Annotated in this window: 26 protein-coding genes; 10 read left to right on the plus strand and 16 right to left on the minus strand. The window is 60.1% G+C overall.

Annotated elements, in window-relative coordinates; translation table 11 throughout:
- Positions 1–77: 77 nt before the first annotated feature.
- From ACUVTU_RS09625 to ACUVTU_RS09660, 8 genes are read left to right on the plus strand one after another with little or no spacing between them, the layout of a single operon-like run.
- On the plus strand, positions 78–1,322 hold the full coding sequence (locus tag ACUVTU_RS09625; RefSeq protein ID WP_445889749.1) for a type II secretion system F family protein: 1,245 nt from the start codon (positions 78–80) through the stop codon (positions 1,320–1,322).
- 55 nt (positions 1,323–1,377) lie between these two features.
- A complete protein-coding gene (locus tag ACUVTU_RS09630) occupies positions 1,378–1,773 on the plus strand; it encodes a hypothetical protein (protein WP_445889750.1) in 396 nt (131 codons plus the stop codon).
- Positions 1,770–2,339, plus strand: a complete 570-nt coding sequence (locus tag ACUVTU_RS09635; RefSeq protein WP_445889751.1) for a PilW family protein — start codon at positions 1,770–1,772, stop codon at positions 2,337–2,339. Before ACUVTU_RS09630 ends, ACUVTU_RS09635 begins: the two co-directional genes overlap by 4 nt.
- Positions 2,340–2,358: 19 nt before the next feature.
- Positions 2,359–3,582, plus strand: coding sequence for a hypothetical protein (locus ACUVTU_RS09640; RefSeq protein ID WP_445889752.1), 1,224 nt, complete (start codon positions 2,359–2,361; stop codon positions 3,580–3,582).
- Positions 3,583–3,624: 42 nt separating this feature from the next.
- Complete coding sequence (gene pilM / locus ACUVTU_RS09645; protein WP_445889753.1) at positions 3,625–4,827, plus strand: pilus assembly protein PilM; 1,203 nt, start codon at positions 3,625–3,627, stop codon at positions 4,825–4,827.
- A gap of 3 nt (positions 4,828–4,830) precedes the next feature.
- Positions 4,831–5,595, plus strand: a complete 765-nt coding sequence (locus ACUVTU_RS09650) for a PilN domain-containing protein (protein ID WP_445889754.1) — start codon at positions 4,831–4,833, stop codon at positions 5,593–5,595.
- Between the two features lie 3 nt (positions 5,596–5,598).
- Positions 5,599–6,366: a type II secretion system protein GspM gene (gspM, locus tag ACUVTU_RS09655; RefSeq protein ID WP_445889755.1), complete on the plus strand. Its 768-nt coding sequence runs from the start codon at positions 5,599–5,601 to the stop codon at positions 6,364–6,366.
- 49 nt (positions 6,367–6,415) lie between these two features.
- Positions 6,416–7,207, plus strand: coding sequence for a prepilin peptidase (locus ACUVTU_RS09660; RefSeq protein WP_445889756.1), 792 nt, complete (start codon positions 6,416–6,418; stop codon positions 7,205–7,207).
- A 1-nt stretch (position 7,208) separates the two neighbouring features.
- Here ACUVTU_RS09660 and ACUVTU_RS09665 read toward each other — a convergent pair whose 3' ends face one another.
- The 13 genes from ACUVTU_RS09665 to ACUVTU_RS09725 all read right to left on the minus strand — a co-directional run bounded on the left by ACUVTU_RS09665 (position 7,209) and on the right by ACUVTU_RS09725 (position 19,529).
- Positions 7,209–9,377 carry a penicillin-binding transpeptidase domain-containing protein gene (locus ACUVTU_RS09665; RefSeq protein WP_445889757.1) on the minus strand — a complete coding sequence of 723 codons (2,169 nt, stop codon included), beginning with the start codon at positions 9,375–9,377 and terminating at the stop codon, positions 7,209–7,211.
- A 15-nt stretch (positions 9,378–9,392) separates the two neighbouring features.
- Positions 9,393–10,028 carry an alpha-ribazole phosphatase gene (gene cobC, locus ACUVTU_RS09670; RefSeq protein ID WP_445889758.1) on the minus strand — a complete coding sequence of 212 codons (636 nt, stop codon included), beginning with the start codon at positions 10,026–10,028 and terminating at the stop codon, positions 9,393–9,395.
- Positions 10,025–11,116, minus strand: a complete 1,092-nt coding sequence (gene cobD, locus ACUVTU_RS09675) for a threonine-phosphate decarboxylase CobD (RefSeq protein WP_445889759.1) — start codon at positions 11,114–11,116, stop codon at positions 10,025–10,027. The genes cobC and cobD overlap by 4 nt, the downstream gene beginning before the upstream one ends.
- Before the next feature lie 13 nt (positions 11,117–11,129).
- The gene (gene cobS, locus ACUVTU_RS09680; RefSeq protein ID WP_445889760.1) at positions 11,130–11,900 is read right to left on the minus strand and encodes an adenosylcobinamide-GDP ribazoletransferase; all 771 of its coding nucleotides are present in this window, start codon (positions 11,898–11,900) and stop codon (positions 11,130–11,132) included.
- Complete coding sequence (locus ACUVTU_RS09685; protein WP_445889761.1) at positions 11,887–13,305, minus strand: cobyrinate a,c-diamide synthase; 1,419 nt, start codon at positions 13,303–13,305, stop codon at positions 11,887–11,889. Before ACUVTU_RS09685 ends, cobS begins: the two co-directional genes overlap by 14 nt.
- Before the next feature lie 2 nt (positions 13,306–13,307).
- A complete protein-coding gene (cbiB, locus tag ACUVTU_RS09690) occupies positions 13,308–14,264 on the minus strand; it encodes an adenosylcobinamide-phosphate synthase CbiB (RefSeq protein ID WP_445889762.1) in 957 nt (318 codons plus the stop codon).
- A 2-nt stretch (positions 14,265–14,266) separates the two neighbouring features.
- Entirely contained in the window at positions 14,267–15,823 is a 1,557-nt protein-coding gene (locus ACUVTU_RS09695; RefSeq protein WP_445889763.1) for a cobyric acid synthase, read from the minus strand.
- 18 nt (positions 15,824–15,841) lie between these two features.
- Positions 15,842–16,408: a bifunctional adenosylcobinamide kinase/adenosylcobinamide-phosphate guanylyltransferase gene (gene cobU, locus ACUVTU_RS09700; protein WP_445889764.1), complete on the minus strand. Its 567-nt coding sequence runs from the start codon at positions 16,406–16,408 to the stop codon at positions 15,842–15,844.
- A 3-nt stretch (positions 16,409–16,411) separates the two neighbouring features.
- Positions 16,412–16,858 carry a DUF3842 family protein gene (locus ACUVTU_RS09705; protein WP_445889765.1) on the minus strand — a complete coding sequence of 149 codons (447 nt, stop codon included), beginning with the start codon at positions 16,856–16,858 and terminating at the stop codon, positions 16,412–16,414.
- A gap of 69 nt (positions 16,859–16,927) precedes the next feature.
- Complete coding sequence (locus ACUVTU_RS09710; RefSeq protein ID WP_445889766.1) at positions 16,928–17,128, minus strand: hypothetical protein; 201 nt, start codon at positions 17,126–17,128, stop codon at positions 16,928–16,930.
- Positions 17,112–17,393, minus strand: coding sequence for a hypothetical protein (locus ACUVTU_RS09715; protein WP_018086435.1), 282 nt, complete (start codon positions 17,391–17,393; stop codon positions 17,112–17,114). Before ACUVTU_RS09715 ends, ACUVTU_RS09710 begins: the two co-directional genes overlap by 17 nt.
- A 75-nt stretch (positions 17,394–17,468) precedes the next feature.
- Positions 17,469–18,638, minus strand: a complete 1,170-nt coding sequence (locus tag ACUVTU_RS09720) for an LL-diaminopimelate aminotransferase (protein WP_445889767.1) — start codon at positions 18,636–18,638, stop codon at positions 17,469–17,471.
- A 69-nt stretch (positions 18,639–18,707) separates the two neighbouring features.
- Entirely contained in the window at positions 18,708–19,529 is an 822-nt protein-coding gene (locus tag ACUVTU_RS09725; protein WP_445889768.1) for a PHP domain-containing protein, read from the minus strand.
- 275 nt (positions 19,530–19,804) lie between these two features.
- On the opposite strand from ACUVTU_RS09725, the gene ACUVTU_RS09730 reads away from it, so the two are divergent.
- Together ACUVTU_RS09730 and ACUVTU_RS09735 are read left to right on the plus strand one after the other, a co-directional pair.
- Entirely contained in the window at positions 19,805–21,184 is a 1,380-nt protein-coding gene (locus tag ACUVTU_RS09730; protein WP_445889769.1) for a phosphomannomutase/phosphoglucomutase, read from the plus strand.
- A gap of 9 nt (positions 21,185–21,193) precedes the next feature.
- The gene (locus tag ACUVTU_RS09735; RefSeq protein ID WP_445889770.1) at positions 21,194–22,720 is read left to right on the plus strand and encodes a YifB family Mg chelatase-like AAA ATPase; all 1,527 of its coding nucleotides are present in this window, start codon (positions 21,194–21,196) and stop codon (positions 22,718–22,720) included.
- A gap of 34 nt (positions 22,721–22,754) precedes the next feature.
- Here the strand turns inward: ACUVTU_RS09735 and flgL are convergent, their stop codons facing one another.
- Genes flgL through ACUVTU_RS09750 form a run of 3 tightly spaced genes read right to left on the minus strand, consistent with a single transcriptional unit; the run spans position 22,755 to position 26,162 of the window.
- Positions 22,755–24,116: a flagellar hook-associated protein FlgL gene (flgL, locus tag ACUVTU_RS09740; RefSeq protein ID WP_445889771.1), complete on the minus strand. Its 1,362-nt coding sequence runs from the start codon at positions 24,114–24,116 to the stop codon at positions 22,755–22,757.
- Between the two features lie 20 nt (positions 24,117–24,136).
- Positions 24,137–25,660, minus strand: coding sequence for a flagellar hook-associated protein FlgK (locus ACUVTU_RS09745; RefSeq protein ID WP_445889772.1), 1,524 nt, complete (start codon positions 25,658–25,660; stop codon positions 24,137–24,139).
- Between the two features lie 22 nt (positions 25,661–25,682).
- Positions 25,683–26,162 carry a flagellar protein FlgN gene (locus tag ACUVTU_RS09750; protein WP_445889773.1) on the minus strand — a complete coding sequence of 160 codons (480 nt, stop codon included), beginning with the start codon at positions 26,160–26,162 and terminating at the stop codon, positions 25,683–25,685.
- Positions 26,163–26,183 lie beyond the last annotated feature (21 nt).

Below are 26,183 nucleotides of genomic sequence, written 5' to 3' on the forward strand. Positions count from 1 at the left end.
CAGATTATGCCTGAAAATGGTTATTGGTGAGATGGTATCACGGATCCAGGAATTAGTTTAGGATGTGATGCAGGTCCATGGGTGAAACGGTTTTCATTTATGCCGGCCGGAACAGCCAGGGAAAACTGGTGCGGGGCCGTCAGCGAGCGGCCGACCGGGAAGCTGTGATCAGGCAGCTGCGCCAGAACAACATTTACCCGCTGGAAGTGAAACAGGCTTACCGCCTGCCGGATAGACGCAGCATCAGCCTGCCCAGACCAAACTGGCGGCGCTGGCTGGAGCGGCCGGTGAAAAGCCGCGATCTGGCCATTTTCTCCCGCCAGTTCCACACTTTGATTGAAGCCGGTGTACCCATGCTCAACGCCCTGCAGGTACTGGAACAGCAGACCGCCCATGCCGGATTTAAGCGCACCATCAACTCCCTGCAGGCCGGGCTGCAGCAGGGAGCCACTTTAAGCGAATCCATTGCCCGGCACCCGCACGTTTTTCCCTACCTGTACACGCACCTGATTGAAGCGGGAGAGCTGGGCGGCGTGCTGGACAAAGTGCTGGAAAGCCTGTCCGTCACTTTTGAAAAGGAACATCAGCTAAAAGAGAAAATCAAGTCGGCCCTGGTCTACCCGGCCGTAATTATCACCATGACCCTGCTGGTGGTGGCCGCACTGCAGTTTTTTGTTCTGCCCAATCTGGTGGGAGTACTGCTCTCCCTGCAGGTGCCCCTGCCGGCCTCCACCCGGCTGCTGATGGCCGTAAACAGCTACCTGCAGCATTTCTGGTTTACCATACCGCTGATCATCTTCGCGCTGTACCTGGCGCTCCGCCTCTTGGGCAAAACCGCCAGAGGGCGTTATTGGCTTGCCGCCTCCTCTCTGCAGGCTCCCATTTTCGGCCGGCTGGTCAGGAATACCATCGTGGCCCGTTTTTGCCGCACCTTTGGGGAGCTGCTCAAGAGCGGTGTACCCATCCTGGTGGCTCTGGAAGTAGTGCAAAAATCCACCGGCAATGTTTTATTTGTACAGGCCCTGGAACGGGTTATCGCCAGCATCCGCGCCGGCCAGGGATTGGCCCGCCCGCTGGCCGAAAGCGGAGTTTTCCCCCCGCTGGTGGTGCAGATGATCAGCGTGGGCGAAGAATCGGGCGCTCTGGAAAAACTGCTGGAAAAGGCGGCCGTTTTTTACGAAAATGAAGTGGAAGCCGTGGTAGCCCGTCTGACAGCCGTGATTGAACCGGTCATGATTGTGATCATGGGCGGCATGGTGGGCTTTATCGCCATCTCGGTGCTGTTACCCCTGATGACCATGGTGGGGCGCATGTCGCAGTAGTCCCCTGGGCAGCCGGTCCAACCGGCCCACTGCTGAACCGGGAGGAGAAAACCGCATGGCTGTGCGCAAAAAAAAGAATGCTTTCTCCCTGGTGGAAGTGCTGCTGGCCACCCTGCTGCTGGTGGCGGCGCTGATCCCGCTGCTCAACATGCTGCTGGGAAGCAGCGCCTGGACTGCCGAGTCCCGCCAGATGCTCCAGGCGCTCAGCCTGGCCCAGGGCAAGGTTGAGGAACTACAGGGCATGCCCTTTGAGTCCCTGCGCAATTTTCTGGGAAATCAACAGAATTTATCAGGTACCTTCGCTGAGGCCAGCGGCCTGTCCTACTCCATTCAGCCCGATCTCACCTGTGCCGCTTCCGGCCTGATCTCTTTCCGGGTCACCGTGCATTATCAAGACCCGCGCGGTCCGCGCTCCCTCACCCTGATTGCGGAAAAAGGGGACTGGCGATGAAAAAGCGAAGCCAGAGCGCTTTCACCCTGGTAGAAGTGGTTGTGGCCATGGCCATTTTCACCATGGTACTGGGAGCAACCCTGCTCATCTACCAGCACTCCCTGCAATCCTGGGCACGCACCGATTCTGCCACCACAGTGCAGGAAAACCTGCGCCTGGTCCTGGACCGGATGACCCGGGAACTGCGTACAGCGGTCAGCATTGAGGAGGCTGCTGTGGTAAATGGCCAAACCACAATATCATTTCAAACCTATATCAGCCAGAACAATGTACCCGTATTAAAAACCATCACCTATTATCATGACCCGACCAGCCAACAAATTTACCGGTCGGTTGGCACCGGGTCTCCCAATCCGCTGGCCGAAGACATTAGTGGCCTGGAATTGTTTTACTATGACCAGGATCAATCACTCCTGGGTCAAAATAATGTTCTTCCTGGAGATCTGAACAAGATCAAGTTCATCCGCCTGACCATCCGGGGGGAAAAAGGGCGCCGGGGTCAGCTGAACTACACACCGCCCTTAACTTTTACCTCCACTGTTACACTGCGGGTACCCAGCCGCTAACCGCGGGGAGTGTGAAGCCATGACCAGTCCCGAGAATACCCGCCCCGGCCAGGCCCTGGTGGGTGTGCTGCTGATCTTTCTGCTGGTGGCCGCTCTGACCATGGCCAGCCTCACCCTGGCCGCCAGCCACCGCCAGAATACCGCCCGGCAGAGAGAAGCCGTACAGGCCTACTATGCCGCAGAGGCCGGCGTGGAACGGACCCTGCTGCGCATCAAAAAAGACCCGGGCTGGTTTGCCGGCTGGCTGAGCCAGCTTTCTTTAAACCAGGAAAGTAGTTTTCTTACATACATTACACCCGACTTCATGCCGCCGCTCCGGGCACCGCTGGAACAGGTGACTATTAAACAAATTGCTGCCTTGCCGGCCGCACAAATTGAAATCAAATCCACCGGCCTTTCCCGGCCCGGCGCTGCCGCGGCCCGCAAAACCCTGCTGGTGCAGGCCCGCCTGTACCATCCGGCGGGATTGCTGAGCGGCTGCAGTATTTTGAGTAAGCACCCGCTGGATATAACGCTGGGAAACAGCTTTTCCCTCACCGGCAGCAGCGGACAAAAACCGGTCTTCTATGTTAACGGCAGCCTGACGCGCCGGGGAGGCGGTCACAGCCAGGCCATTTTTGCTGAAATATTTGCTGCGGGGGCCATCAGCGGTAATTACGGCAGTAGCACACTCCATCCCGATTTTACCGGGATACCCTCCTTTCCGGCACTGGATGAGAACTGGTACAGAGAAAATGCTCAACACATAGTTAACGGTGATGCAGTTTTTGGAATTATTTCACAGAATCGGGGCCATGGTAATAATCCCCATGAAGAACCCGATATAACACCGCCATACAGCGGGATTTATTTCGTTGACGGCGATGTGGAAATTTCCGGCACCTACACCGGCCAGGCCGTCATTTTTGCTACCGGTAAGATCACCGTAACCAGAGATCTGGAGGCCAGGGACAGCAATTCCCTGCTCATACTTATTGCCCGGCACGGGCCGGTAGATATAAAAAATAATCGCGCCGATGCCTTTATCATTGCCCCGGAGGGAATTGACTGCCAGGGCAATGCTACCATCAATGGCGGTCTGCTGGCCGGTTCATTTGAGGAAAAAGTCAACGGCAATCTGACCATTAACTGCAATCCCGCTCTGGTGAGCCAGAACCTGGATTTTTTCCTGAACAGCGCCTTCAGCCCGACAGTGCTGGAGATGAAAGTGGACAGCTGGCGGGAACAATATGATATATTTTAAGGCGATCTATTACTCTGACACAGCGAGGAGGCCGGAAAACGCTTGGCGCTATTAAGCAGGTGCTTTGCCGGCATCGACCTGGGCAGCCGGCATGTCAAAATGGCTCTGGTAACCAGAAATCGTCAGCAATGGACGCTGGCCGAGCAGCAGCTGCTGCCCCTCCCGGCATATGCAGACAGCAGCCCGGCTTACCTGCCCCCGGCAGGGGAAACCGGCACGGCAGCCGGGTCAGGCCGCTCCGCTTATACGGAAATCCTGGTCCGCCTGGCTGACAACCCCCGGTTGAAAAAGGCGACCGTTGTATCCGCGCTGCCCGGCAGCCAGGTACTCACCCGGCACATCATGCTGCCTCCCATGCCGGAAAAAGAGATTGCCCGGGCCCTGTCCTTTGAGCTGGAAAAAATTCTTCCGGGCCACACCGGACAAATGATCACCCGTCATATTAATCTGGGACGTGTCAGCACACCGGAGGGACCACGCCAGCACATTTTACTGGCCGCGGCGGCCCGGGACGCCGTCCTGCAGCATTACGATCTTTTCCAACAGGCCGGACTAAAGCTGGCGGCCATAGACCTGGCCCAGCTGGCCCTCTGGCGGATTTTTGGTCCGGGGCGCTTTTTTCAGGCCGAGGCATCAGCATATGCGGTGGTGGACATCGGTGATCAAAACACCCACCTTTTGATCATCAACAGCGGTCGCCTGGCCTTCACCCGCACGCTGAACACCGGAGGCCACCAGGTCCTGGAAACCATGGGAATTATGTTGGGCACCGGTGCCGCGGGAGCCCTGGAAATGCTCCAGAGCTTCCCCAACGCTCCCCTCCCGGAAACAGCACCGGCACAGGGGGAAATCCTGTCCGCAGGAGAGGATTTCCCAGCGGTTTTATCGCTGGAGGATGAGAGCAGCTGGATACTGACGGCCAACCGGTCAGAAAAGCTGCCCGCCGGCCGGGAAGCAGCCGCCGCCTTGGAACAGACCGGCCTCAGCGCTGCGCTCACCACCGCGCTGGCCGAGCTGCTCCGCGAGATCCGCCGCTCGCTGGATTTTTACAAACTGCAGGAACGTCAGAGCGAGCTGGAGAAAATATTTATTACCGGCGGCACGGCCCAGCTGCCCCTGCTGGCGGAAACCGCCGCCGCCGAACTGGGCCTGCCCGCCGAAGTCGGCCGGCCCGACCTGCCCGGTAAAGAGCAGCCCAATCCCCATCTGAGCATAGCTTACGGACTCGCCCTGCGGGAGATATAATTCATGAAGAATTACCAGATCAATCTGCTGCCTAAAGAACTGCAACCCGGTCTGCATCTTAACTGGCGCCAGCTGCTGCCCTATCTGGCAGCCACCGGCCTGGCCGGCACACTGCTGAGCGGCTACATTTTCACCACGCTGGCCGCGGCCCATCTGGAAGAAGAGCTGGCCGGCCTGGAAACAGCCATAAACAATACCAAACCGGTCGCCCGGCAGGTGGAACAGTGGCAACAGGAAACCGCCACTCTGCGGAACTGGACCGACCAGTTCCGCCAGACCAGAGCGCAGCGCTTCGCCCTTTATCAGGTGCTGCGGGACATTAACACCTGCGTACCTCTGGATCTGCAGCTGACAGCCATCTCCACCGGCGAGAATCAGAGTGGAACAATATCGGGCGGACAGAAAGCCGGCAGTGCGCCGGAGCAAAAATCGACCGGTGCCCAGCCCACCCCGCTGCAGCCCCGGAGCACTGCCCCGGCATCTTCTGATAGCGGCAACACCCGGGTGGGGGAGGCCCTGGAGCAAACAGCGACGGCAGACAACAAATCCGGTACGGCTGCGGGAGTGAGCCAGACCGGAGGCGCCGCCCTTTCCCGGCCGGCCACCATCAGCCTGCAGGGGGTTACCCCCGGCCTGTCCGAGGTTGGGGCGTTGATTTACAACCTGCAGCAACTGCCCTATTTTACCAGGATTCAACTGCAAGACATCAGCAAGGAGCAGTCAGGACAATTAACCTTTCACATTATTGCTGTACTGCGGGAGAAATAACCCATGGCTGCAAACGTGTCGCTCAAGAAGCTTCTCTTGATCCTGTGCTTTTTTCTGGCTGCAGCGGCCTTCTATTACTTCCAGCTGGCACCGCTTCGGCAGCACCTGCAGGAACTGCAGCAGCAGGTGGAACAAAAAAAGGCTCAGCTGTCCGCATTGCGCTCCCGCACGGCCCGGGCCAATCAGGCGCAGCAGGAACTGCAGCAGGCCCGCCTGGACTGGCAGAACACCTCTGGCGTATTGCAGACCAGAATGGATGACGGGCTTTTCCTGGTCCAGTTCGGCCAGCAGCTGCGCCAGCAACAGGTTCAGCTGAACAAGCTGACCCCGGGCGCCATTTTGGACCTGAATTTTATGCTCTGCCTGCCGCTGAGCCTGGAAATGCAGGGACTTTATCCTCACGTGCTGGAAATAATCAACTACCTGGAAAATGCGTCCAACCTGACCTCGCTGAGCCAGCTATCGTTCATGGCTGTGTCCAGTCCGCAATCAAATCAGAGCCAGGAAAATCAGGCTCTACCCGCTGCCCCCGCCGTACCGGATGGTACGGTAACCTGCACCGGCACACTCTATATCTACACTGCCCGTACTCCCGAAGGCAGGCTGCAGCTGGAAGAAATCAGCCGTTTCCTGACGGGCCGGGCCAACCCCTTTGCTCCTACCGCAGGCACTATCCGCGAAAATGCGTCTTCCCGCGGCACTCCGCCCTCGCAGCCGCCAACCGAAACGCAACTGCCGCCGGAAGGTCTGCTGGTTCCACCTCCGGGTTAGCGATCCGCAAAACCCGGCAATCCATCTCCCGGGAGGAGCGATTGATTTCATGCTTGATCCACTGCTCGGCACCGGTTTCTGCCTGCTTGGTCTGATCATGGGCAGCTTTTACAATGTCTGCATTTATCGCCTGCCCCGCGGCCAATCTCTGCTCTTTCCCGCTTCTCACTGTCCGTCCTGCGACCACCGCCTGCGGCCCGCCGAGCTAGTACCGGTTTTCAGCTATCTCTGGCAAAAAGGGCGCTGCCGGCGCTGCCGCACCCGCATCAGCCCTCGCTATCCGCTGGTGGAGCTGCTCACCGGCGCTCTTTTTACTGCGGTCTATGTCCAGTACGGACTAACGATCTACACAATCAAGTACCTTTTCTTTTTTTCCCTCCTGCTGCTGATCAGTTTTATCGACTTAGACCACCAGTACATCATCTCCACCCATCTGTACTGGGGGCTGGCCGGAGCCCTTTTCTTCCAGCTGCTCAGCCATGAACACAGCTGGACCGGTCTGCTGCTGGGCAGTCTGATTCCGGCCGGTTTTTTGCTGCTGCTGCACCTGCTCTGCCGGGGCGGTATCGGCCGGGGCGATATCGAGCTGGCCGGCGTGATCGGACTGTACCTGGGCTGGCCGGCCACCCCCCTGGCGCTGCTGCTGGCCTTCACCCTGGGCGGACTGACCGGTCTGTACCTGCTGGCCCGCCGGCAGAAAAAAAGAAAGGACAGGCTGGCTTTCGCCCCTTTCCTTTCCCTGGGAGCATTCCTGGCCGCTATGATCGGCCGGCAAATGGTGAACTGGTATGGGGAAAAGTTCCTGTCACTGCCCCAGCTGTTTGAATGGCTGACCAGATAGGTTAGCCCGGCGGAGCAAATTCCACTTTCACCCGGCTGCCCCGCACCAGCGAGCTGCCGGCCCGCGGTTCCTGTCTTACCGCCAGACCGCTGCCCAACGGCTCCAGCAAAAAGCCCAGTTCCTCCAGCAACACACCGGCCTGGCGCATGGTCAGGCCGCGCAAATCGGGCACTTTGAGCACAGCCGCCTCGCCGGACGGCAGGGCCGCCAGCCGCAGACTGACTGCCGTTCCCGGAGCCACCAGATAACCGGGACCGGGCTGCTGACCTGTCACCAAAGACCCGCCATTCTTTTCCACACGAGCCTGCAGGCCAACCTGCTGCAGCCTTTCCCGGGCCATGGTCAGGCTGTAGCCCACCAGATCGGGTACAGCTATTTTCTCCGGGCCTACCGGCACAGCCGGCTCATCCGGTGCCGGCGGCCCGTAATTTTTGGGCCGGGGCAGTCCGGATTTTTCCGGTACCTGGAGATAGCGCAGAGTGTCCCGGGCCACTTGATGAAAAACCGGCGCGGCGACCTCTCCCCCGTAATACTGCCCCCGGGAAGGTTCGGCCACCATCACCAGCACGGCAATGCGCGGATCATCAGCCGGGACGAAACCGGCAAAGGAAGACACATATTTACCCGGTTCATAGCCCTGCGGGCCGGGAACCTGGGCCGTACCCGTCTTGCCGGCCACCAGATAACCGTCCACATAAGCCTTCTTGCCCGATCCTTCCAGCACCACCCTGGTGAGCAGGCGAGAAAGCTGGCGCGAGGTGTCGCTGGAAATTACCTGGCGCACCACTTCGGGCCGGTACTCCTGGAGCACTTTGCCCTGCTCGTCCAGCACTTTCTGCACCAGCAGCGGTCGCATCAGGTAACCTCCATTGGCCACCGCGCACACCGCCCGCAACAGCTGCAGGGGGGTCACCGCCAGCGACTGCCCAATGGCCATGGTGGCCACATTGAGCTCGCTGGCCGAATTTTCGGGTATCACAATACCATGCTCCTCGGACGCAAAATCCACGCCCAGCGGCATACCAAAACCAAATCCCCGCACATATTTGTAAAACCTTTCCCGGCCCAGCCGCTGACCGGTCTGTACAAAGACCGAGTTGCAGGAATTTTGAATGCCTTCCGCAAAAGTCTCCAGGCCGTGCCCCTTGCGGTCCCAGTTATGAATCCGGCGCTTGCTGACCACGGCATACCCCGGACAATTGAAGGTGGTGTTTTCATTGACCAGGCCTTCCTCCAGTGCCGCTGCCGCAGTAAACATTTTAAAAGTGGAACCGGGCTCGTACGTATAGGTGGTGGCCAGGTTTTTACCCCACACTTCCCCGGGGTATTTCTGCCAGTTGGCGGGGTCGAATGTGGGACGCTCACCCATAGCCAGAATAGCACCGGTTTGGGGTTCCATCACCAGAATAGCCGCCCGCGCCGGCCTGTGTTCGGCCATCACTGTATCCAAAGCCTTTTCTACAAAGTACTGAATGGTCTGGTCCACAGTCAGCACCAGGCTGTGCCCCGGCCGGGGAGCGATATAACGGGTACGGGTCTGGGGCATTTCCCGGCCCTGGGCATCATATTCCACTACCAGATGCCCCACCGTCCCTTTCAGCTCGCTCTCGTAACTGCTCTCCAGACCGCTGAGGCCCTGGTTGTCCAGCCCCACCACGCCCAGCAGGCCGGCCGCCAGGCTCCTTTCCGGATAGTCCCGCCGGCTGCCCGGTACAAATCCCAGGCCGGTCACGGGCAGCTTCTTCAACTTTTCCACCGCCTCCACATCCACCTGGTGCTTGAGCCAGACAAAAGGCTGTTTGCTGTCCAGTTGTTTGCTCAGCTGGGGAAGCGGTATCTGGAGCAGGGCGGCCATCTCCTCCCGCACCCGCCGGTTCTTCTCCCCGGCATCTTCGCCTTTGCCCACCCGCACGGAAAAAATGTCGGCATTGACATAAACCGAGCTGACCGGGACATCGCGGGTGAGTACCCGCATATTGCGGTCAAAGATGGTGCCCCGGCTGGGGCGTAATTCCTCGTCATGCACCCGAATTTGCTCGCCCCGCGCCCGGTACTTCTCTCCCTGCCAGATCTGTACCCAGATCAGGCGCAGCAGCAAAAAAGCAAACAGCAATGCCGCAACGGCAGCTACAGCGGCCAGGCGGGGGGCCGGATTATACTTTTGGGCCACTTTTCCCCACCCCGGTTAGAGCAGCTCTTCCGGCAGGTGGCTGCGGTCGTTAAAGAGGGTCAGGATGGCCTTGTCGGGAGGGTAATACTCCAGAATATTCAGGGCGGCATTATCCTGCCGCAGGCGCCAGTGCTGGTTCAAGTCCATCTGCAGAGCCTCGGCCACCAGGGCGCGCACCGGCCCGCCATGACAGACCACCAGAATGCTGTTGCCCAGATGCCGCTTGACCAGCTGACTGACGATACCGCTCACACGCCCGGCCATGGAGCGCAGGGTTTCCTGGCTGCCGGGCACCGCCGTGTCCAGGGGGCTGTTCCACCACGCCTTCAGTTCGGCGGGATACCCCTCCTGCATTTCGTGAAAGGTTAGCCCTTCCCAGTGTCCAAAATGCAGTTCGCGCAATTCCGGACAGGCCTGCACCGGCAGTGCATGCGGCCGGGCCAGCACTTCTGCCGTCTGCAGCGCCCTTTGCAAATCGCTGGCATAGACTGCAGCAATTTTCTGTTTGCTCAGGCGCAGGCTCAGCGCCCGGGCCTGCTCCATCCCCCGCTCGCTCAAGGCGATATCGGTATGCCCCTGAAAGCGGCGATCCTTATTCCAGACGGTCTCCCCGTGCCGTACCAGATAAACCCGGCAGCCATTATCCATCATATTTCCGCAAGCACCTCCTGCATGGCGCGACAAAGCGCCGCATTTTCCGCCTCGCTGCGCACTGCCACGCGAATATATCGTTCATCCAGGCCGGTAAAATTGGCCGCATTGCGCACCAGCACCCCCCGTCTGGCCAGCGCATCGGTAAAGCGGTCCGCCGTCCATCCCGCCTGCTCCAGCCGCAGCAAGACAAAGTTGGCCGCCGGGGGCCAGATTTTGAGCCCGGGCAGGTCAGACAGCAGGGAAAGCAAATGCCGGCGCAAATGGACCATGGCCCGAAAGCTGTCCTCAATATGCGCCGTATCCCGCAGGGCGGCCAGGGCAGCCACCTGAGCCAGCGCATTGACACTCCAGGGGTCCTTGACCCGCCGCACCTGCTGCATAAGCGCCGGAGCAGCAGCCACTGCCCCCAGGCGCAGACCGGGCAGGGCAAAAAACTTGGTCAGGGAATAAAGCACAATCAGCCGCTCCAGGCGGGGTAAAGCCGGCAACAAGGAACTTTCCCGGGGTGACGGTACAAAATCGATAAAGGCCTCATCCACCACCAGAAAACAGCCCGCCTGTGCGGCCCGGGCAGCCAGCCACTGCAGCCGGTCGGGCGCGAGCAAAACTCCGGTGGGATTGTTGGGGTTGCAGATATACAGCGCATCGTAGTGGTCCAGACGGCCGGCCAGCTGCTCCAGCGCCGGCTCGAAGCCCTGCTCCGGCGCAGTAAGAAAGTGGTCCACCCGGCCACCGGCTACCTCCACGGACCGGGCGTAGAGGCTGAAAGCGGGCGCCACCACCAGAGCCCGGCTGATGCCCAGCGCCCGGGGCAGCAAATAAATCAGTTCGGCCGCTCCGTTGCCGGCCAGCACATACTCGGGCGGCAGTCCCAGATAGGCGGCCAGCTGCCCGGTCAGCTCCCGGCAAAAGGGGTCGGGGTAATGGCTGACCCGCCAGAACTCCTCCTGAATGGCCCGCGCCACCGCCGGGGAAGGGCCCAGCGGGTTGATGCTGGCGCTGAAATCCAGCCACTCCTTTTCCGAACGGCCGTACTTGCCGGCCGCCGCCTTCAGGTCACCGCCGTGCGGATTACGTTCAGTCATGTTATCGCGCTCCTCACATCCACCAGAAGTGCAATCCCGCCAGGCGGTACAGGGGGTACACAGCCAGGAGCAGGGCTACTTCCAGAATTTCATTGGTCGCTCCATATGTATCGCCGGTCAGCCCGCCCAGCTGCCCCTGCCAGCAGCGCCCCAGCCCGTGGGCCAGCAGTGTGGACAAAAGCAGCAGTCCCAGACCGCCGGGTCCGCCAATCACACCGGCCGCCAGCAAAGTGATGATGCCGCCCACCAGCAGTTCCCGGGTTCCGGTATGCTGCTGAAACAACTGCCCCAGTCCCTCCGGCCGGGCGTAGGGAAAGCGGGCAATGACATAAAGCATGCCCCAGCGGCTCAAAACCGGTACCAGCAACAGAATGCGGGGCATGATATACGCGGGCAGGCAAAAAACACTCACCAGTTTGAGCATGAGCAGGCAGACCACGCTCAGGGCCCCAAAGGCTCCCACACGGCTGTCCCGCATGATCTCCAGCTTGCGCTCCGCCGAACGCCCGCTCAGCACACCGTCCATGGTATCCATAAACCCGTCCAGATGCAGCCCGCCGGTCAGCACAATCAGCCCCACCACCAGCAGAGCCGCTGTCACCAGGGGGGGGAAGACCATTGCGCCCAGCCAGAAAATACCCACCAGAAAACTGCCCAGCAACAGACCGGCCAGGGGGAAAAACATGCTCGACCGGCCCAGGGCCAGCGGGTCAAACTCCACATCCCAGACAGGCAATCTGGTCAAATGCTGCAGGGCAAAAACCAGGCTTTTAGGCCAGGACATGCGCGTCCCTCCCCTCCTTCTTCTGCCGGGCGAACTGCTGGCAGGCCCGGACGAAATGCTGCGCCGCTCCCGGATTGGCTGCCCAGTGCAGGTGCAAATAAGAAGCCCAAAGATGATCCGCTGCATAACCACCCGGGCTGACCCCCGGAGCAAAAGCCTGCTGCATTTCCAGGGGCGGCCGGGCCGGCGGTGCATCGTACTCCAGGATGGAGTAATGAAATTCATGCCCCTTGAGCACGGTGCCCGCCGGCCCCAGCAGGGTTGGGCAGACAGTGCGAGCGGTGACATATCCCAAAGCGGCCCGCCTCTTTTGCATGATACAGCGGGCCGGGATTAAACCGGCCATAGGATGCGACTTTCCATCCAAATCCACCAGTTCGCGACACAGGTACATCAAGCCGCCACACTCGGCATACACCGGCAACCCCTGCCGGTACGCTTCCCTTACAGCAGCTATAAATTGCTGGTTGGCTGCCAACCGGGCAGCAAACATTTCCGGAAAACCTCCACCAATATACAGCCCGTCCAGATCGGGCGGCAGGTGGCCGTCCAGAGCCCGGCAGAAAACCAGTTCCGCTCCCAGAGTGGTCAGGTAGTCCAGACCGTCCCAGTAGTAGAAATTAAAGGCCTCATCATAGACCACACCCAGCCGGAAGGTCCGGGGCAGGTTTTCCGGCACACGCCAGATGGCTGGCCCCTCCAGGGGGAGCGGACCGGCCGAGCGGGCGATTTCCCAGAGCACCGCGGCAGACAGCTCACCCGACAGGCGCTCCACCAGTGTATCCACCAGCTGCCTGACCGGCCCCAGCTGTTCAAACACCGGTTTAAGGCCCAGATGCCGTTCGGGCAGGCGCAAATCGGGCCAGGAAGGCAATGCCGCCAGCACGGGCAGGTCGCAGGCTTGCTCAATGGCCTGTTTGACCATGGCCGCATGGCGCGGGCTGCCCACCCGGTTGACCACCACCCCGGCCAGGGGCACCTCCGGATCGAACACCTGCAGGCCCCGCACCAGCGCAGCGGCTGTTTGGGCCAGCGAACGTACATCCAGCACCACCAGCACCGGAGCCCGCAGTATTTTGGCAATGGCCGCCGTGGATCCCGTACCCCGGCTGCCGTGACCGTCAAACAGTCCCATTACACCTTCAATGATGGCGATATCGGCATCCCGGCAGGCCCGGGCAAAGGCTTCCCGGACTCCGTCCGCTCCCAGAAACCATTCATCCAGGTTACAGCCCCGGCGTCCGGTAACCAGATGGTGATAGGCCGGGTCAATATAGTCCGGTCCCACCTTGCAGCCCTGCACTTTGTAGCCCAGACGGGTCAGCCAGGCCATTATCCCCGTGGCCAGGGTGGTTTTGCCCGAACTGCTGTGGGCAGCAGCTATGACCAGACGCGGTATATTCATGTTCATCCCCCCAGCAGATAGCGCAGGCCGCAGCCCAGCACCACACCCGCCGCTGCCGCCAGATACATCAGGTCCACGGCTGCTCTGATCTGATCGGGCTGCAGCGGGCAGAGCGCCTCGCCCAGATACGGGCGGAAAGAAACCCGACCGTGGTAGTGGTTGTTCCCGCCCAGTCGCACCCCCAGCGCTCCGGCCACCGCCGCCTCGGGGTAACCGCTGTTGGGACTGGGATGGCGACGGGCATCGCGCCGCATCGTCCGCCAGGCCAGAGCAGCGCGGCGCCCCGACCACCAGGCCGCCAGCACCAGCAAAAGACCGGTCAGGCGGGCCGGTAGAAAATTGGCCAGATCGTCCAGCCGGGCGGCTGTTCGGCCAAAATACAGATAACGCTCATTTTTGTAGCCCAGCATGGAATCCAGGGTGTTCACCGCTTTATAGGCCATGGCCAGTGGTGCACCGCCCAGCAAGGCGTAAAAAAGGGGCGCAACAAACCCATCGGAAGTGTTCTCGGCCACGGTTTCCACGGTGGCCCGCACAATCTCATCCGGCGGCAGCCCGGCCGTCTGCCGGCCCACAATATAACCTAGCAAGTGCCGCGCTGCCGGCAGATCCCCCCGGCGCAGCGGTTCCAAAACCTGCCGGGCGGCCTGCGCCAGGCAGCGTGCCGCCAGGGTGGTGGAAATAAGCCACACCTCCAGCGCCAGTCCCAGCCAGAAAAACCAGCGATAAGCCAGCAGCAATATCAGCCAGGTCAGGGTATACGCCGCTCCCACCACCAGGATTACCAGCAGTCCCCCGACCAGCTGCTGCACCAGCGGTGGGCGTCCCGGCCTGTACAGCAGCTTCTCCAGAGCGGAGATTAGTTTGCCGATCAGCACCACCGGGTGAGGCAGGCGCGGCGGATCGCCCACCGCAAAATCCAACAGTGCCGCCAGAAAGACCTTCACCGAAAGCAGCATAGCTACACCGTCCGGCGCGGGCCGGACAGGCCGAGCAGGGAATACACCAGCCCCATATCCAGGCTGCCCCGCACCACTTCGGCCAGCGCATCGAAATCCTTTTGCCGCTGCTGGGCCGCCGTCAGCAGCGCCACATCGCTCAGCGGAGCCAGGCCCTTGCGCTGACGCAGGTTGTTGAGCAGCTGGCGGCGGAAGGCGGGCTGATCAAAAATACCGTGTATATAGGTGCCCAGCACCATGCCGTCCGGGCTGATCGCCCCGTCCGGCTGTTCCAGCGCCACACCCAGGGATTGGGTAATGACAAAGGCCGGCCGCACTCCGGCTCCCAGACGGCTGCGCCCCATGTGTATTTCATAGCCGCTGACTGGTAAATTATTACACTGGGCCAGCAGCCCCCGGGTAACCATAGCCACCCCTTGCACACGGGTGGTAACCTTTTCCTTCTCAAATACTGTGATCACATCCAGCAGCCCCAGCCCATCCAGACAGGGAATGCTGGATTCGGTATGTTCTGGATCGTGCAGCTCCCGGCCCAGCATCTGAAAGCCGCCGCAAATGCCCAGCACCGGCGTGCCCTCCCCGGCCAGCCGCGCAATTTGCCCGGCCAGACCGCTGCGTTTCAGGTAGGCCAGGTCCTCAATGGTATTTTTACTGCCGGGCAGGATAATTAAATCCGGCCGGCCCAGTGGAGTGCCCCGCCCGACATAGCGCAGGTGCACATCGGGTTCGGCAGCCAGCGGATCGAAATCGGTGAAATTGGAGATGTGGGGCAGGTGAATCACGGCGATTTCCAGCTCCCGTCCCACAGCTTGCCGGGACCGGGTCAGGGTGGCCTCGGAAACCGTATCCTCCTCCTGAATGGCAAAGCTGTCAAAATAAGGCACCACGCCCACCACGGGCACACCGGTGCGTTTTTCCAGAAATTCCACGGCCGGCTGGAACAGGGACAGATCGCCGCGGAACTTGTTGATGATAATCCCGGCCACCCGCTGCCGGTCGGCCGGCGGCAGCAATTCCAGCGTGCCCACCACCGCCGCCAGTGCGCCTCCCTTGTCAATGTCGGCCGCCAGCAAAACCGGTGCCCCGGCCTGCGCGGCCACCCGCATATTGACAATTTCCGTGGCCTGCAGGTTAACCTCGGCCGGGCTGCCGGCCCCCTCAATGACCACAATATCATATGTATTCTTCAGCCGCTCCAGGGCCTGGCAGATCACATCCCAGGCCTCCCGGGCATAGGAGCGGTGATATTCCCAGGCCGACAGATTGCCCACTGGCTTGCCCAGCACAATCACCTGGGAAGAAGCCTGCCCGGTGGGCTTGAGCAGCACCGGATTCATGTCCACGCTGGGTTCCAGCCCGGCTGCCTCGGCCTGCACCACCTGGGCCCGCCCCATCTCACCACCATCGGCCGTAACGTAAGAATTCAGCGCCATGTTCTGAGACTTGAAAGGCGCCACCCGGTAACCATCCCGGTAAAAAATACGGCAGAGGGCCGCCACCAGCACGCTCTTGCCCACATGAGAGGCGGTCCCCTGCACCATGATTGTCCTGGCTGTCATGTTGCCAATTCCTCCCCGTTATATCTGCGTCACGCCGGGCCATTGCCGCAGGTCTACTGCCAGACCGGCCACCACCAGATAGACGCGGTCGGCCACCGCCGCCAGGCGCTGATTGACCAGACCGGCCAGATCCCGGAAAAGCCGCCCCAGCGGATAAGCCGGCACCACACCCAGTCCCACTTCGCTGGCCACCATGATCACAGCGGCCGGCACTTCCCGGCAGGCCGCGGCCAGCTCAGCCACCTGTTGCTCCACAAAATCCTGCACCTGTTCGGGAGGCTGCCCTGCGCTGTCCCACAGGATATTACCCAGCCAGACGCTTAAACAATCAATCAGCACCACCTGGCTGTCGTAACCCCACCGCCGCACCGCCGCAGCCAGCTCCCGGGTTTCCTCCACCGTCCGCCAGTATTCCGGCCGGCGGGAGCGGTGGCCGGCCACCCGCCGGGCCATTTCCTCATCAGTGACCCGGGCTGTGGCAATATAAGTCACGGTGTCACCGGTGCGGGCCGCCAGCTGCTCGGCAAAAGCACTTTTGCCGCTGCGCGTTCCGCCCAGCACCAGCACGATTTGTTTTTCCGGCATGGTTTAAAGCTCCTTTTCCCCGGCTGGATTCTCCCCGGTCAACCCCAGCGCCCGGCGCACCCGCTGCACCAGTTCGTCAATCAAGTGGGGCAGCGGCTCGGGTTTAATGCCCACCAGTTCCACCGTGCCCCGCCCCAGAGGCAGCAACACCTTGGGCGCCGGGCTGACCGCCAGGGCCGCGGCCATGGCCGGCGTCATCTCGCCCAGCATGGAGTGCGGCACCACAATGCTCACCGTACCGGTGATCAAATCCACCCGGCTGGCATTGAAGATAATGGCCCCCTCACCGGTAGCGCCTTCGTTGGCTCCCGCTTTGAGCATGGCCGCTGTAGCCAGCGCATTGGTGCCCAGAGCCAGAATGTCACATTCTTCCGGCAGCTGACGGCGCAATTTATCGACAATGTGTTTGCCGATACCGCCACCCTGCCCATCCACAACCGCTATCCGCATCCGGCCTCATCCTTTGGCAACAATCTGGTTTTACAATATTTAATTCTAACCAGCAGCTATCCTTACCTGCTACCCGCCCGGATATTTTTTCTTTGCTTTCCCCGGACAACTGCCGGCGAAAAAACCGGGCAAAAGATAAACCGGCCCGTGAAGACCGGCTAATGCCCCAACAAAAAGATTATAGTCTTTTTTGTCAAACCTTCCAATATTTTGAAGATATCCCCAGCCTGTGCATAAACCTGTGGATATTTTTTTATTTTGCGGAATCATGTTGCCCATCCAGCCCCAGACGGGATTTTAATTCCATAATTTGCCTGTTTTTACACAAAAGCCAGCGCGCATAACGATAATTGGTCAGGTGCAGCCTTTTATTCTCTTTCTCCAACCGCGACAGGCAAAAATTTTTTTCCTTCTCCAGTTTTTCCACCAGATTCATGAGCACCCGCCGGGACAGGCGCAGCTGCTCGATCTTTTCTTCCAGCTCCTGAACACGGCGCTTGAAATAAACCAGCTCCTGCTGTTCGCCCACCAGCATCACCCCTGCCCTGTAGATTGCCAGCTTTATCTAAAATATATGCCGGGGGGACAGGGATTAGAATTTTCCATGAACTCAGGATCTGAAATCATAACAGCTGCTGATCCGCTGCACGGCCTCCTGCAGAACGGTATCATCCTGCACCATGGCAATGCGCACATAACCCTGACCGCAGTTCCCGAAGGCCGTGCCGGGAATCACAATCACACCGGTCCTTTCCAGCAGCTCCAGGGCAAACTGGCGGCTGTCGCTGTAACCCGGCGGCAGGGGGGCCCAGATAAACATAGAAGCCTGCGGTTTGGGCATCTGCCAGCCGATTGCGGCCAGCCCGTCCACCAGAATATCCCGCCGCCGCTGGTAGGTGCGGGCATTTTCCTGCACACATTCCTGCGGCCCGGTCAGAGCGGCGATGCCCGCTTCCTGCACCACCTGGAAAACTCCGTAATCAATGTTGGATTTCAGCCGGGCCAGCACCTCGATTACCGCAGGGTTGCCCACAGCAAACCCGATCCGGCAACCGGCCATATTGTAGGTCTTGGACAGGGAATAAAACTCAATCCCCACCTCTCTGGCCCCCGGCACCTGGAGAAAGCTCACCGGCCGAAAGCCGTCGTAGGCCAGTTCGCAATAGGCCAGATCATGGCAAACCAGCACATCGTACTCTCGGGCGAATTCCACCACCCGGCTGAAAAAGCCCAGATCGGCCACTGCTGCCACCGGGTTGTTGGGATAATTAATCCAGAGCAGCCTGGCCCGGCGGGCCACCTCGGGCGGAATGGCCTCCAGATCCGGCAAAAATTTATTTTCCGCCCGCAGGGGCAGCGGATAGATCTCCCCGCCGGCCAGGCCAATACCGCAAGCATAAATGGGGTAACCGGGATCGGGAACCAGCGCGATGTCCCCGGGATCGATATAGGCCAGGGCAATATGCGCCAGGCCATCCTGTGAGCCCATGAGCACCAGCACCTCCCGGTCCGGATCCAGTTCCACGCCAAAACGCCGGCGATACCAGCCGGCCACCGCCCGGTAAAGCCGCGGCATACCTTCCAGAGGATAGCGGTAGTTTTGCGGATTGTCCAGCGCCCGGTGCATAGCCTCCACTATATGCGGAGCGGGCGGGCGATCCGGTGTACCCACTCCCAAATTGATTACTTGCAGCCCCCGGGCCTCCACCTGACGTTTAAGCACTTCCATTTCGTTAAATACAGCCGCACATAAAGAAGCCACTCTGCTGGCTGGTTGCATACTCCACACCCCTCTCCACAATAGCTACGGTTTATTTCCATCCTGATCGCTGGCATCAAAAACCTGGCCTTACAGCTCTGCCGCCAGCTGCTCCATGGTGCGCAGCACCTGCATGTCCACCCCGGCCGACCCCAGTGCATTGTTTTCCCGGTGCAGGGCGCCGTGGTAATCCGAACCGCCGGTGGCCAGCAGGTTGTACCGGCGGCAATAAGCCAGATAGCGCTGCACATCACCGGCATCGTGCGCCGGGTAGTACACCTCCAGGCCCAGCAAACCTTCCTGCACCAGCTCGGGAATCAGCTCATCCAGGCCGGCCAGCACCGGGTGGGCCATCACGGGCACACCGCCGGCGCGGCGCAGCAGCCGCACACCCTCCCCGGGGGTATATTTAAAACGCGGCACATAGGCTGGCCGGCCCTGGGCCAGCCATTTCTCAAAGGCTTCTTCCACCGAGTTTACTGCTCCCAGCTCCAGCAGGGCCCGGGCCAGATGGGGTCGCCCCACCGCTCCACCGCCGGCAATTTCCAACACCCGATCCATGGTCACGGAAAAACCCAGCTCATTAAGTCTGCGGGCCATCTTGCGCACCCGGATCAGCCGGCGCTGTTGAAAATCGGCCAGCTGTTCCAGAAAATACGGCTGCCGGTAGTCAATAAAATAGCCCAGCAGATGCACTTCCCGGCCGGATATTTCGGTCCCCAGCTCAATGCCTGGAACCACCTGAATACCGTAATCCCGGGCCGCCCTGAGGGCGGGCTCGATGCCCTCCACAGTATCATGGTCAGTAATGGCCACGGCGCCCAGTCCCAGCTGCGCCGCCCGGGCCACCACTTGCTGCGGAGTATCGGTACCATCGGAGGCTGTTGTGTGCACATGCAAGTCGGCCTGCAAAGTCTCACTCCTCAAATCCAGCCTGGAAGGAATTTCGACGAAAAGGGGGTTTCTTCCTTTGAGCAGGGATTATTTTTTGCGCCTGACCACTGAAACGCCACCGCCCTGTACCGGACAGGTTTTTACTGCTCTGGGATTACCGGGTCACCTGTGCTATAATCTTAATGTATATTTTTGCCACCATTATGGCAGGATTTATGGTGTAGACCGGAGTATTTCCCCAATTCAAGCACTGCACCCGCACAGGGTAGCATATACAGAGGAGGGATGCTGATATGCAGGTTAATCCGACCATATTTCGCGAATACGATATCCGCGGTGTGGCCGACCGGGATCTGCAAGATGAAACAGTACGGCAACTGGGACGCGCTTTTGGCAGCAAGGTGCGCCGGCTGGGCGACTTGAAAGTGGTGGTGGGAGCCGACAACCGGCAGAGTTCACCCCGCCTGAAAAAAGCCCTGCTGGAAGGGCTCACCGCCACTGGCTGCCAGGTGCTGGACATCGGCACCGTGGTCACGCCCATTCTATACTTTGCCCGCGTGCATTACCAGATCGAGCCGGCCGTTATGATCACAGGCAGCCATAACCCGGCCGAGGACAACGGCTTCAAAATAGCCCTGGGGCCGGGTACCATCCACGGTGCGGAAATTCAAGAGTTGCGCCAGATTATAGAGAAAGAGGATTTTGTTATTGGTCAGGGGAGCGTCGAACAGGCCGACCCGGTACCCGCCTATCTGGCCATGCTGCAGGACAAAATTAAACTGGGCCCGCGCCGGCTAAAAGTAGTGGTGGACTGCGGCAGCGGTACGGCTTCTTACTTTGCCGTGCCTATTTTCCGGAGCTGGGGCTGCGAGGTCATTCCTCTCTACTGCGATCCCGATCCCACTTTCCCCTACCATCACCCCGACCCGGTGAAGCGTAAAAACCTCCAGGATCTGATCCGGACTGTACAAAGCGCAGGTGCTGATGTCGGGATAGCCTTTGACGGCGACGCCGACCGTATTGGAGTGGTGGACGACCGGGGCGAGGTCATCTGGGGCGATCAATACATGGCCCTGCTCTGGCCGGAAATTGTGCAAAAGTACCCCGGAGCTCCGGCTATTATTGAAGTGAAATGTTCCCAGGCCCTGGTGGATGAAGTCACCCGCCTGGGAGCCAAACCGGTCTTTTACAAAACCGGCCATTCGCTGATCAAAGCCAAGATGCGCGAGCTGGATGCCCCCTTCACGGGGGAAATGTCCGGACACATGTTTTTTGCGGATGAGTATTTTGGATATGACGATGCTTTTTACGCCGCCGGCAGACTGCTGCGCCTGCTGTCCAACCAGGACCAGCCCCTTTCGGCACTGGCTGCCCGCCTGCCCAAGTACTATGCCACGGCGGAAACCCGCCTGCCCTGTGCCGACGAAGTAAAGTTTGAGGTGGTCCGCCGCCTGCAGGAACATTTCCGCCGCCAGTACCAGGTAATTGATGTGGACGGCGTCCGGGTGCAGTTTGGAGACGGCTGGGGCCTGGTGCGGGCCTCCAACACCCAGCCCGTCCTGGTGGCCCGCTGTGAAGCCAGAACGCCCGAGCGGTTACAGGAGATCACCGCTCTGATGAAGCAAGCCCTGATCGCTCAGCCGGAAATTGCCGATTTTGAGTGGGAGTATTAGGAGAAAACCATGCTGGCCATCATCCAATCCTACACCCTGCTGGGGCTGGAGGGACAACCGGTTCAGGTGGAGGTGGACATCCACAACGGTCTGCCGGCTTTCGACCTGGTGGGTCTGCTGGATACGGCCGCCCGGGAGGCCCGCGACCGGGTGCGCTCGGCCATCAAAAACAGCGGGGCCGACTTCCCCCTCCAGCGCATCACGGTCAACCTGGCTCCGGCCGACCTGCGCAAAGAAGGCGCCCAGTTTGATCTGGCCATAGCCGCGGGCATCCTGGGTGCCACCGGCCAGGTACCACCGCAGGCTCTGCACGGGACCGTGCTCTGGGGAGAAATGTCCCTGAGCGGCGAACTGCGTCCCGGGCAGGGCGTGCTGCCCCTGGTGCACAGTGCCTGCCGGGCAGGCCTGCGCCACTTCGTCCTGCCGGCCGCCAATGCTGCTGAGGCGGCTCTGGTGGATGGTGCCGTAATCTACCCTGCTCAATCACTTGGTCAGCTAATTGCCTTCTGGCGCGGCGAGACCGATATTCAGCCTGTTACCCGCGCTACTGCCCCCCTCCGACCACCGGATCACCCGCCGGCCTGTGATTTAAGCGACGTGCGCGGCCAGCTGGCCGCCCGCCGGGCCCTGGAAATTGCCGCCGCCGGAGGGCACAACCTGCTGCTGGTGGGCAGCCCGGGCAGCGGCAAAACCATGCTGGCCCGCTGCCTGCCGGGCATTCTGCCCGCCCCCACCACCGAGGAAGCCCTGGAAATAAGCAAAATTCACAGTCTAGCCGGCCTGCTGCCTCCCGACCGTCCGCTGCTCACGACCAGGCCGTTTCGGGCTCCTCATCACACCGCCTCGGCCGCCTCGATTATCGGAGGGGGTCGCATACCGGCCCCGGGCGAAATCAGTCTGGCCCACCTGGGAGTGCTGTTTCTGGATGAAATGCCCGAATTCAGCCGCCCGGTGCTGGAAGCGCTGCGCCAACCTCTGGAGGACGGCCGGGTTACGGTAGCCCGCACCAGCGCCACCATCACCTACCCGGCCCGCTTTATGCTGGTGGGGGCCTGCAACCCCTGCCCCTGCGGCTATGCCGGCGATCCGGTAAAAGAGTGCCGCTGCACGCCCACCCAGATCCGGCGCTATCTGGCCCGCATCTCGGGACCGCTCTGGGACAGGCTGGACCTAATCTGCCAGGTACCCCGCGTTCCCTATGAGGATTTGCACAGCGCACAGCCAGCCGAACCGTCCGCAGCGGTGCGCCAGCGGGTGGAAGCAGCGCGGGCCAGACAGAGGGAACGACTTGCGCCCTACGGTATTGGCTGTAATGCTCAGCTCGGCGGCCGGCTGCTGCGGCAAATAGTGGAACTGACACCGGAATGCCGCCGCCTGTTGCGCGATGCCTACCGCAAACTGGCCTTGAGCGCGCGCAGCCACGACCGCATCTTAAAGACCGCCCGCACCATTGCCGATCTGGAAGGCAGCCCGCAGGTACAGCCGGCCCATCTGGCCGAAGCGCTCGGTTATCGCCTGCCGATCCGTGAAGAATAAGTAAAAGCCACCCCGGCCGGGTGGCTCTTCAACTCTATTTTAAAAACTGCAGCAGTGTGGTTTGCAAAATTTGCGCGCCGGTAGCCAGGGAAGCCTGGTAAGCCAGCTGTTTCTGGGAGAAGATGACGGATGCTTTGGCAATATCTTCGTCCTCAATATTTTGCTCGGTTATATTCAGTCGGTAGTTTAAATCCTGCAGAGTGGTACTCACCGACTCAAAGTGCTTCTCCCGCGCCCCCAGCTTCACCTGATAGGCCAGCAGGTTGTCGTGAGCGCTCAAGCTGCCCATATCGGAAGAAAAGATATTTTTCAGGCCTTTCTGAATACCGTCTTTGTCATTGATCTGCAGGGCATTTTTCAGCCGGATCAGCTCGGGCAAAAGACCTCCGTTTTGCTCCTGCAGCAGGTACCTGCGGGCCACCGGATCGTAGGTAGCCACGCCAAACACTCCGCTGCTGCCGTCAGCAGTGAAAATATGAAAAGCTGTATTGCGGACAAATTCGATATTGTTGCCGGTAAATTTCAGCCGGGTGCCATCGCTAGCAATTTCCACCTGAACCGGATCAATTTTGCCGGCCTGCCCTGCCGCCTGGTTGTATTGGTTAATTGCTTCGGTTATATCGCTCTGCACTTTGGTCCGCAGTTCCTCCAGGGAAACACCGGCGGCGGGGTTGGTTTTCACATACTCGATAGTGTTTTTTAATGTGACATCCAGGTAGCCGTTGCCATGCTTGATCACCAGACGGTCATTGACCAGTTGCCCGCTTTTTTCCAGTAGCAGGGCCTGCAGGTTGCTGGCACCCTGGTCCGTTAGTTTGGACAAGCCGTCCAGTGGATCCTTTTGCGCCAGCGCCGTCAACTGCACGGGCGGCACGCCGATTTCATAGCTGGAAGCCGGCAGTATTTCCCGCTGCACCATTTCCAGATTACCCAGGTAATAAACGCTGTCCCCCACCCGCTCAAAGGGCTTGACTCCGTTCAAAGTGCCAGCAAAGACATACTTGCCGCCCACGGTGGCATTGGCCAGGTCCACAATGTTATCCACCAGGCGATCCACCTGGGCGGCTATGGCCACCCGGTCGCTAGCCGTATATGTATCGCTGGCCGCCTGCACGGTGAGCTCCCGCACCGTGTTCAAGGTTGCACTGACACTGCTCAGGGTGACATCGGCGTGTTCCAGAAAACTCATCCCGTCATTGATGTTCACCATATACTGTTCGTTGTCCTGGATCACCGCTTTGGTGACCATGAGCAGGCTGATCTGAGACGTATCGTCGCTGGGCTTTAAAACGCGCTTGCCGGTAGAAATACCGTTCTGGCTACGGGCCAGGGCTTCCAGATTGCGCTGAATGTTACTGGTCAAGATCTGCCCCATCATCCGGTTGGTCACCCGCACCAGAAATCACCTCACCCTCACTAGAGCTTGTTGACCAAAACTTCCAGCATTTCATCCAGTTCCTGCATCATTTTGGCCGAGGCCTGAAAGCCGTACTGGAACTGGATTACTTTGGAAAGCTCCTCATCTATGGAAACGCCGGCCATGGACTCCACCAGCTTGCTGATCTGCTGCCCGATGGATTCCTGGCTGGTCAATCTCTGCTCGGATACATCCACCGCCGCCCCCACACTGGTGAGCATCTGACCGTAAAAGCTGACCACATTGGCCCCACCCAGGCTGTCCAGAGCTTCATTGCGCAGCTGCACCACCCGGATGGCCTTTTCGCCGTCAATGCTTTCGGCGCTGGCCACCACCTTCATATCCCGGGCCCCGCTCCCGCTGAAAAAGGTAAAAGATTTGTCCAGCGTGCTCAGCCGGGCGTTCACCCCGTCAATGAGAGCTCGGGCCAGCCGGTCCAGGCTGTCCAGCGTAGCCCTGATATGCCGGCGGGCCACCTCCAGGCCGGTAAAACCGCCCAAAAGGTCGCTGTCGGTGGCCACATTCCGGGCCGCCTCGCTCAAGTCCACCTGACCGCTTTCCCCCACCGTCAGGAGCAGTCTCTCCACAGTCTGGCCGCCCTGACCGGTCTGCCGGTCCAGAGATACGCTGACCCTGCTCACAGTGGGATGGGCCGCCGGATCACTGTACACGAGCAGATCCTGCTTGTAAAATTTGATATTGATTAATCCGGTAACATTACCCCGGCTGTCCAGAACATTTTCCACCCGCACGGCCCCGAAAGCCGCCAGCTGCCGGAGCAGGGCATCCCGCCGGTCGTACAGGTCATTGGGCTGATTGCCCATCTCCACCACGCTTTTGATGGTTTTGTTCAAGGCTACAATCTGCTCCACCAAACGGTTCACCTGATCGGCCGCGTCCACCAGCGCACCCTTGGTCAGAGACACGGCCGTTTGCTCGGCCCCCGCCTGTTCATTCTGGCCCTCTGTCGTCCCGGTCTGCCCACCGGCTGGCGCAGCAAGCGGAGATACCCCCAGAAGGTTTTGATAGATGTCACTGATGTGAATGTACATTTCATTGAAGTGCACAGCCATTTCCTCGGCTGTTTCCCAGACGGCCGCTTTGATACCCGGATCCTGCGGGGTATTGTTGAGCGACTGCCAGTTGTTGAAAAAACGCACCATCAGTTCCTGCAAACCCGAGGCAGCCGGTTCCGGAAAGACGGCTTCCAGGCGCGTGGCATAGTCGTTCTGCTTTTCCCAAAAACCCTGCGCCGCTTCGGAAGCCCGCATTTGTTCCTCCATGTACTCATCCCGCATGCGCCGGATCTGGCTGGCCTCCACACCGGTACCCACCTGCCCGTAGGTCATGCGGGCCTGAGGAATGAAACCGGCATAGGGGGTGGTGGGGGTAACCACCGCCTCCTGACGGGTGTAGCCCTCGGTTTGGGCGTTGGCGATATTGTGGTTGGCCACATCCATGGCCAGGCGATGCAGCTGGATGGAACGGCGGGCGGTTTCAATACCCATAAAGGTACCGCGCATAGCTCATTTCACTCCCTCGGACCTATACCTGTCGTTCAATAATGCCGCCCCCCACCGGCCTGGTCTGGCCGGCGGGATCATAGGTAAACCTGCCGCTGGTGTATATGGTGAGCATCTGACCGGTAATTCGGGACAATTGACCGGCCAGATAGCCATTGAGCCGTGTCTGCAGCACCAGATCCTCCACCATTTGCCGCAGATCATCCACCAGGCTGTGCAGCCCGGTCGCTTCCGCAGCAGTCGATACCGCCAGCAACTGGCTGATCGCTGAAGAGGCCGGCAGACCCAATTGCCCGGCCAGGGATGCAGCAACATCCTCCCGCTTTCTGTCCAGCACGGCCAGACGTCCGGCCAGTTCCCCTATTTGCCTGTTTAAAGCAATTAAAGCGGGCAAATCGCTTGCCCGCAGTGCCACGGTCTGCTCCCGGGTTTTGTCCAGCAAGCAGGAAAGCAGGTCCTTTTGCTGCCGGAGCATGCTCTCTAAATCCTGCCATAATTGCATGACCTTTCCTCCCCGCTGCCG

It is taken from the genome of Desulfurispora sp. (assembly GCF_052744395.1).

Bases quoted from the DNA above. Each gene is read 5' to 3' on its own strand.
- ACUVTU_RS09715 (WP_018086435.1), bottom strand. From the start codon at position 17,393: ATGCTGGTGGGCGAACAGCAGGAGCTGGTTTATTTCAAGCGCCGTGTT.
- ACUVTU_RS09695 (WP_445889763.1), bottom strand. From the start codon at position 15,823: ATGACAGCCAGGACAATCATGGTGCAGGGGACCGCCTCTCATGTGGGC.
- cbiB (WP_445889762.1), bottom strand. From the start codon at position 14,264: ATGCTGCTTTCGGTGAAGGTCTTTCTGGCGGCACTGTTGGATTTTGCG.
- ACUVTU_RS09660 (WP_445889756.1), top strand. From the start codon at position 6,416: ATGCTTGATCCACTGCTCGGCACCGGTTTCTGCCTGCTTGGTCTGATC.
- ACUVTU_RS09710 (WP_445889766.1), bottom strand. From the start codon at position 17,128: ATGATTCCGCAAAATAAAAAAATATCCACAGGTTTATGCACAGGCTGG.
- ACUVTU_RS09625 (WP_445889749.1), top strand. From the start codon at position 78: ATGGGTGAAACGGTTTTCATTTATGCCGGCCGGAACAGCCAGGGAAAA.
- ACUVTU_RS09720 (WP_445889767.1), bottom strand. From the start codon at position 18,638: ATGCAACCAGCCAGCAGAGTGGCTTCTTTATGTGCGGCTGTATTTAAC.
- cobU (WP_445889764.1), bottom strand. From the start codon at position 16,408: ATGCCGGAAAAACAAATCGTGCTGGTGCTGGGCGGAACGCGCAGCGGC.
- ACUVTU_RS09745 (WP_445889772.1), bottom strand. From the start codon at position 25,660: ATGCGCGGTACCTTTATGGGTATTGAAACCGCCCGCCGTTCCATCCAG.
- gspM (WP_445889755.1), top strand. From the start codon at position 5,599: ATGGCTGCAAACGTGTCGCTCAAGAAGCTTCTCTTGATCCTGTGCTTT.
- ACUVTU_RS09685 (WP_445889761.1), bottom strand. From the start codon at position 13,305: ATGAATATACCGCGTCTGGTCATAGCTGCTGCCCACAGCAGTTCGGGC.
- cobC (WP_445889758.1), bottom strand. From the start codon at position 10,028: ATGATGGATAATGGCTGCCGGGTTTATCTGGTACGGCACGGGGAGACC.
- ACUVTU_RS09640 (WP_445889752.1), top strand. From the start codon at position 2,359: ATGACCAGTCCCGAGAATACCCGCCCCGGCCAGGCCCTGGTGGGTGTG.
- ACUVTU_RS09705 (WP_445889765.1), bottom strand. From the start codon at position 16,858: ATGCGGATAGCGGTTGTGGATGGGCAGGGTGGCGGTATCGGCAAACAC.
- ACUVTU_RS09650 (WP_445889754.1), top strand. From the start codon at position 4,831: ATGAAGAATTACCAGATCAATCTGCTGCCTAAAGAACTGCAACCCGGT.
- ACUVTU_RS09750 (WP_445889773.1), bottom strand. From the start codon at position 26,162: ATGCAATTATGGCAGGATTTAGAGAGCATGCTCCGGCAGCAAAAGGAC.
- cobD (WP_445889759.1), bottom strand. From the start codon at position 11,116: ATGACTGAACGTAATCCGCACGGCGGTGACCTGAAGGCGGCGGCCGGC.
- ACUVTU_RS09630 (WP_445889750.1), top strand. From the start codon at position 1,378: ATGGCTGTGCGCAAAAAAAAGAATGCTTTCTCCCTGGTGGAAGTGCTG.
- cobS (WP_445889760.1), bottom strand. From the start codon at position 11,900: ATGTCCTGGCCTAAAAGCCTGGTTTTTGCCCTGCAGCATTTGACCAGA.
- ACUVTU_RS09730 (WP_445889769.1), top strand. From the start codon at position 19,805: ATGCAGGTTAATCCGACCATATTTCGCGAATACGATATCCGCGGTGTG.
- ACUVTU_RS09735 (WP_445889770.1), top strand. From the start codon at position 21,194: ATGCTGGCCATCATCCAATCCTACACCCTGCTGGGGCTGGAGGGACAA.
- ACUVTU_RS09635 (WP_445889751.1), top strand. From the start codon at position 1,770: ATGAAAAAGCGAAGCCAGAGCGCTTTCACCCTGGTAGAAGTGGTTGTG.